The organism is Oceanispirochaeta sp. (assembly GCF_027859075.1).
Lineage (GTDB): Bacteria > Spirochaetota > Spirochaetia > DSM-2461 > DSM-2461 > Oceanispirochaeta.
Window position 1 is genome coordinate 1 of the sequence record NZ_JAQIBL010000353.1, and the last position, 4,360, is coordinate 4,360.

The 4,360-nt window shown below is 40.5% G+C and carries 6 protein-coding genes; 2 read left to right on the forward strand and 4 right to left on the reverse strand.

The window, feature by feature from the left end:
- The coding region (locus PF479_RS19975; protein ID WP_298010680.1) for a flagellin at positions 1–792 on the forward strand (792 nt) is incomplete at its 5' end.
- Between the two features lie 104 nt (positions 793–896).
- Positions 897–2,252, forward strand: coding sequence for a CCA tRNA nucleotidyltransferase (locus tag PF479_RS19980; protein WP_298010682.1), 1,356 nt, complete (start codon positions 897–899; stop codon positions 2,250–2,252).
- A gap of 12 nt (positions 2,253–2,264) precedes the next feature.
- Here PF479_RS19980 and rnc read toward each other — a convergent pair whose 3' ends face one another.
- The 4 genes from rnc to coaD all read right to left on the reverse strand — a co-directional run bounded on the left by rnc (position 2,265) and on the right by coaD (position 4,068).
- The gene (gene rnc / locus PF479_RS19985) at positions 2,265–2,978 is read right to left on the reverse strand and encodes a ribonuclease III (protein ID WP_298010684.1); all 714 of its coding nucleotides are present in this window, start codon (positions 2,976–2,978) and stop codon (positions 2,265–2,267) included.
- A 48-nt stretch (positions 2,979–3,026) separates the two neighbouring features.
- Positions 3,027–3,266 carry an acyl carrier protein gene (acpP, locus tag PF479_RS19990; RefSeq protein WP_149485622.1) on the reverse strand — a complete coding sequence of 80 codons (240 nt, stop codon included), beginning with the start codon at positions 3,264–3,266 and terminating at the stop codon, positions 3,027–3,029.
- 17 nt (positions 3,267–3,283) lie between these two features.
- Positions 3,284–3,472, reverse strand: coding sequence for a 50S ribosomal protein L32 (gene rpmF / locus PF479_RS19995; protein WP_298010689.1), 189 nt, complete (start codon positions 3,470–3,472; stop codon positions 3,284–3,286).
- A gap of 101 nt (positions 3,473–3,573) precedes the next feature.
- Positions 3,574–4,068, reverse strand: coding sequence for a pantetheine-phosphate adenylyltransferase (coaD, locus tag PF479_RS20000; RefSeq protein WP_367277268.1), 495 nt, complete (start codon positions 4,066–4,068; stop codon positions 3,574–3,576).
- Between the last annotated feature and the right edge of the window lie 292 nt (positions 4,069–4,360).

Consider the following 4,360-nt stretch of genomic DNA (forward strand, 5'->3'; position numbering starts at 1 on the left):
GCCAAAAGTATTGCCAAACTGTCGTCAGGTTTAAGGATCAATAAAGCTGGTGATGATGCTTCCGGATTGGCCGTTTCAGAAAAAATGCGCTCCCAGATCAGAGGTCTCAATCAGGCATCCCGAAATGCATCTGATGGCATCTCATTTATCCAGACTGCCGAAGGATTTCTACAGGAAACAAGTGATGTACTTCAGAGACTGAGAGAACTGGCTGTACAGTCATCCAATGGTATCTATACCTCGGAAGACAGGATGCAGATTCAGGTAGAAGTGTCACAGCTCGTAGATGAACTTGACAGAGTTGCCTCCCACGCTCAGTTTAATGGTCTTAATATGCTCACTGGCCGCTTTGCACAGTCTACTGGTGAAAATGCTGTCACAGGTTCAATGTGGCTCCACATAGGCGCCAATATGGATCAGAGAGAACAGGTCTTCATTGGAACGATGAACTCCTCCGCCTTGGGTGTCAGACAGGTTTCTACCGGAAATATCATGTCCATTTCTACACCAGAGCAGGCAAACAGGAATATTGGTGTTCTTGATATGGCCCTTAAGAGAGTCAATAAACAGAGAGCCGATCTGGGAGCCTATCAGAATAGACTGGAAATGGCTGTCCGTGGTATCGATGTGGGTGCTGAAAATATTCAGGCTTCCGAGTCCAGAATCAGAGACCTTGATATGGCCAAGGAAACAGTCGAATTTACCAAGAACCAGATTCTCGGTCAGGCCAGTAATGCTATGCTGGCACAGGCTAATCAGAGAACACAGCAGGTTCTTCAGCTGCTGCAGTAATCCCCTTTCACAAAAAATAAATCCTTTACAGAAACCCGGTCGCAAGGCCGGGTTTTTTTGACATTGTATTGACAACAGAAGGACCACCAGTTAAGTTCCATCTCATGAGAATAAAAATTCCTGAAGAAGTACGAACAATCTCCTCTGTTATTAAAAGAGCCGGCTTTCGAAGTTACCTGGTGGGCGGGGCCGTGAGAGATCAACTTCTAGGTCTCTCTGCCAAGGATTATGACCTGTGCACAGATGCCCGCCCGGAAGAAATAATGTCATTATTTCGAAAAGTCATCCCTACAGGAATTAAACATGGAACAGTCACGATACTACTCAATAAACAGTCTTATGAAATAACAACATTCAGAATTGATGGAATTTATAGTGATGGCCGGAGACCGGATAAAATTGCCTTCACCGATGATTTGACAGAAGACCTTAAACGCAGGGATTTTACAATCAACTCCATTGCCTATGATGTACTGGAGAATAAATTATATGATCCCAATGGTGGTGAAGCTGATTTAAAGGCCGGTATTATCAGAGCCATTGGTATTCCTGAGGAAAGGTTCAGGGAAGATGGACTGAGGTCCATCAGAGCCTGCCGTTTTGCTTCACAGTTGAATTTCAAGATCGAAGATGAGACGATCCATGGAATCAGAAACTGCCTTTATAACATTAAGGATCTCTCTGCCGAAAGAATTTATGAAGAGTTTTTAAAAATCATGAAAACTGAAAGACCTTCCCTATCGTTTCATCTCTTTCAAAAGACTGGGATATTGTCTCTGATTTTACCTGAGTTGAGTCTTTGTGCCGGTGTGACCCAAAAAGGATCCCATGATTTTGATGTCTTTGAACACCTGCTAAGAAGCTGTGACGCGGCTCCTGCTGATAATTCTGATGTTCGTTTTGCTGCCTTGTTCCATGATCTGGGAAAGCCTGCTGTCAAATGTCTTGGAGAAGATGGAATTGTAACTTTCTATAATCATGAAAATGAGTCGGTCAGAATTGCAGAGGGAATCATGAATCGCTATCGTTTCCCCAAAAACAAGATGACCCGGATACAACAGTTGATACAAAATCATATGTTTCATTATACGGATGAATGGACAGATGCTGCGGTCAGACGTTTTATACGTAAAATAGAACTGTCATATCTGGAAGATCAGTATTTGCTCCGGCAGGCTGATATTGAGGGTATGAGTTCCGATCCAATCCCTGAGAACTACTATGGTCTAAGAGATTTGAAACTCCGTGTAGGAGATATACTTCAGGAAGGAAATGCTTTTACAGTTAGAGATTTGGCTGTGAATGGAAAAGATATCATTACCAGTACAGGCTTTCCAGGAGGTCCCAAGGTGGGCATCATACTGGATTTTTTATTGGAATCTGTGCTGGATGATCCCCGGCAGAATAACAGAGAGAAACTGCTTGAAATAGCTGAAAGATATTCAGCCACACTGGATTGACAATGTTGAAACCTACTCATCGGGATTGAGTGTCAGATATGCCTCTTCTGCGGCCTTCTGTTCGGCTTCTTTTTTGTTTTTGCCTTTTCCGGGGCCATAAATTGAATCATTTATATTGACTTCAATCCAGAAGGTTTTGTTATGATCTGGTCCTGAATTTTTTATAACAGTATAGCGGGGATAAATTTTGTAGGTTTTTTGACAGTATTCCTGGAGTAATGTCTTAAAATCTCTTTTATGTTTATTATTCAGGACTTTTTCTATTTGGGGAACTAATAAGGTTAAGATAAATCTGGTTGTTTCTTTGAATCCCGAATCCAGGTAGTAGGCGGCAAAAATAGCTTCCATGGCATCTGCCAGAATGGCCTTCTTAAGGCGTCCACCCGAATTCTCTTCACCCTTTCCCATCAACAGGTATTGATCAACTTCCAGAGGGAGTGCCAGTTCGGCTAAACTCTCTTCACTGACAACAAATGATTTGATTCTTGCGAGATCACCCTCGACCATTTCTGGAAGTGTATTGTAGAGGTAATCAGAGACAACAAGCCCGAGGATTGAGTCGCCAAGAAACTCAAGTTTCTCATTGTTAGCAATCTGTTCCTGGTGTTCGTTCGTATAGGAGCGATGAGAAAAAGCAAGGTTCAAAAGACCATGGCTTCTGAACCTTATACCGGCCTTTTTTTCAAAGCATAAAAGCTCTTTCTTTCTTAAAAGACTACAGGGCATAGAATCTATGCCCTGTGATGTAGAAAAAAGTTTCACTGTTGGATTCGATTACTTACCAAGTTCTGCTTTAATGAAATCAAGCGCATCTGACACTTTTTCAAACTCTGTAGCTTTTTCATCGGGTACAGATACACCCATTTCAGAATCTATAGCATAAAGAAGTTCATATGTATCTAGACTGTCAGCTCCGAGATCTTCTCTAAATCTTGCGTCAAGAGTAATTTTATCCTCTTCAACTTCCAATTTTTCTGCAATAAGATTCTTCAGTTTTTCGAATAATTCATCCATCGTTAGACTCCTTAAAATTAAGCCATATCCTGAGGCTCAATAATCTGATTACCCTTGTAGAAACCACACTTAGGACAAACTCTGTGTCTAAGAACTTTATTTCCGCAGTTACTGCATGATACCATAGTCGGAACACCCATTCTCATGTTGATGGTTCGTCTTCTTTTGGATCGTGCCTTTGATGTTTTATATTTTGGTACTGCCATTTATAATCCTCTCCTGGCTGTTATTGACTGGAAGAATATAGTACGTCCTCTTTTTTTTGTCAAGGTATTCACTTATGTTAAAATAAATATGATATTCCATCCTATATATTGTTTTCAAAAATCTTTTCCCGAAGCAGTTTTTCTACATTAGATGGGATCATTTTAGTGACATCCGCACCAAGTTGAACTAACTCTTTGATGGAGGATGATCGAAGGACAATATATTTTCTATCTGTGGGTAAAAATATTGTCTCTACCTGGGGATTCAGCTGTTTGTTTAACATGGATAATTCAAATTCATATCCAAAATCGTCAACTGCCCTGACCCCTCTCATAATGACACCTATATCGTTTTCCTGGGCATAATCCACTATCAGTTTATCCCAAAGAGTTACCGAGACATTGGGTATGCTCTCGATCATGTTTTCCATGAGGGACAATCTTTCTTCCGGAGACAGAAGGTATTTTTTCTGATGATTAACCGAAATAACAACATCTAGAGAGTCGAATAGCTGCGATCCTCTCTTGATTAGATTAAGATGTCCATTCGTTGGGGGATCAAATGAACCGGGAAATACTGCTTTTACCATATTCATTATCTTAATGACTTTGGTTTGCAGAATCAACACTGTTTTCCCAATGAGCAGGATAACAGCGGTTTCTGTTCATTGGAATCAAAATATAAATTTTAAAATTAGAATTTATTTTGACATTCTTCACTTAAATGGATAGAATAATTTTTATGAAAAATAAATCACATGCTTTTTGGATGCTATTATTTTTAGTTGTTATTTTCTCATGTAAAACAGCAGAACCTGTTGTGACAGAAGAACCTGCTCCTGTCGTAGAAGCTCAACCAGAACCAGAGCCAGTGGTTGTAGAAGAACC

What these genes read in the sequence shown, in the direction of transcription:
- PF479_RS19980 (WP_298010682.1), top strand. Translation starts at nt 897, where the DNA reads ATGAGAATAAAAATTCCTGAAGAAGTACGAACAATCTCCTCTGTTATT.
- rnc (WP_298010684.1), bottom strand. Translation starts at nt 2,978, where the DNA reads ATGCCCTGTAGTCTTTTAAGAAAGAAAGAGCTTTTATGCTTTGAAAAA.
- acpP (WP_149485622.1), bottom strand. Translation starts at nt 3,266, where the DNA reads ATGGATGAATTATTCGAAAAACTGAAGAATCTTATTGCAGAAAAATTG.
- rpmF (WP_298010689.1), bottom strand. Translation starts at nt 3,472, where the DNA reads ATGGCAGTACCAAAATATAAAACATCAAAGGCACGATCCAAAAGAAGA.
- coaD (WP_367277268.1), bottom strand. Translation starts at nt 4,068, where the DNA reads ATGAATATGGTAAAAGCAGTATTTCCCGGTTCATTTGATCCCCCAACG.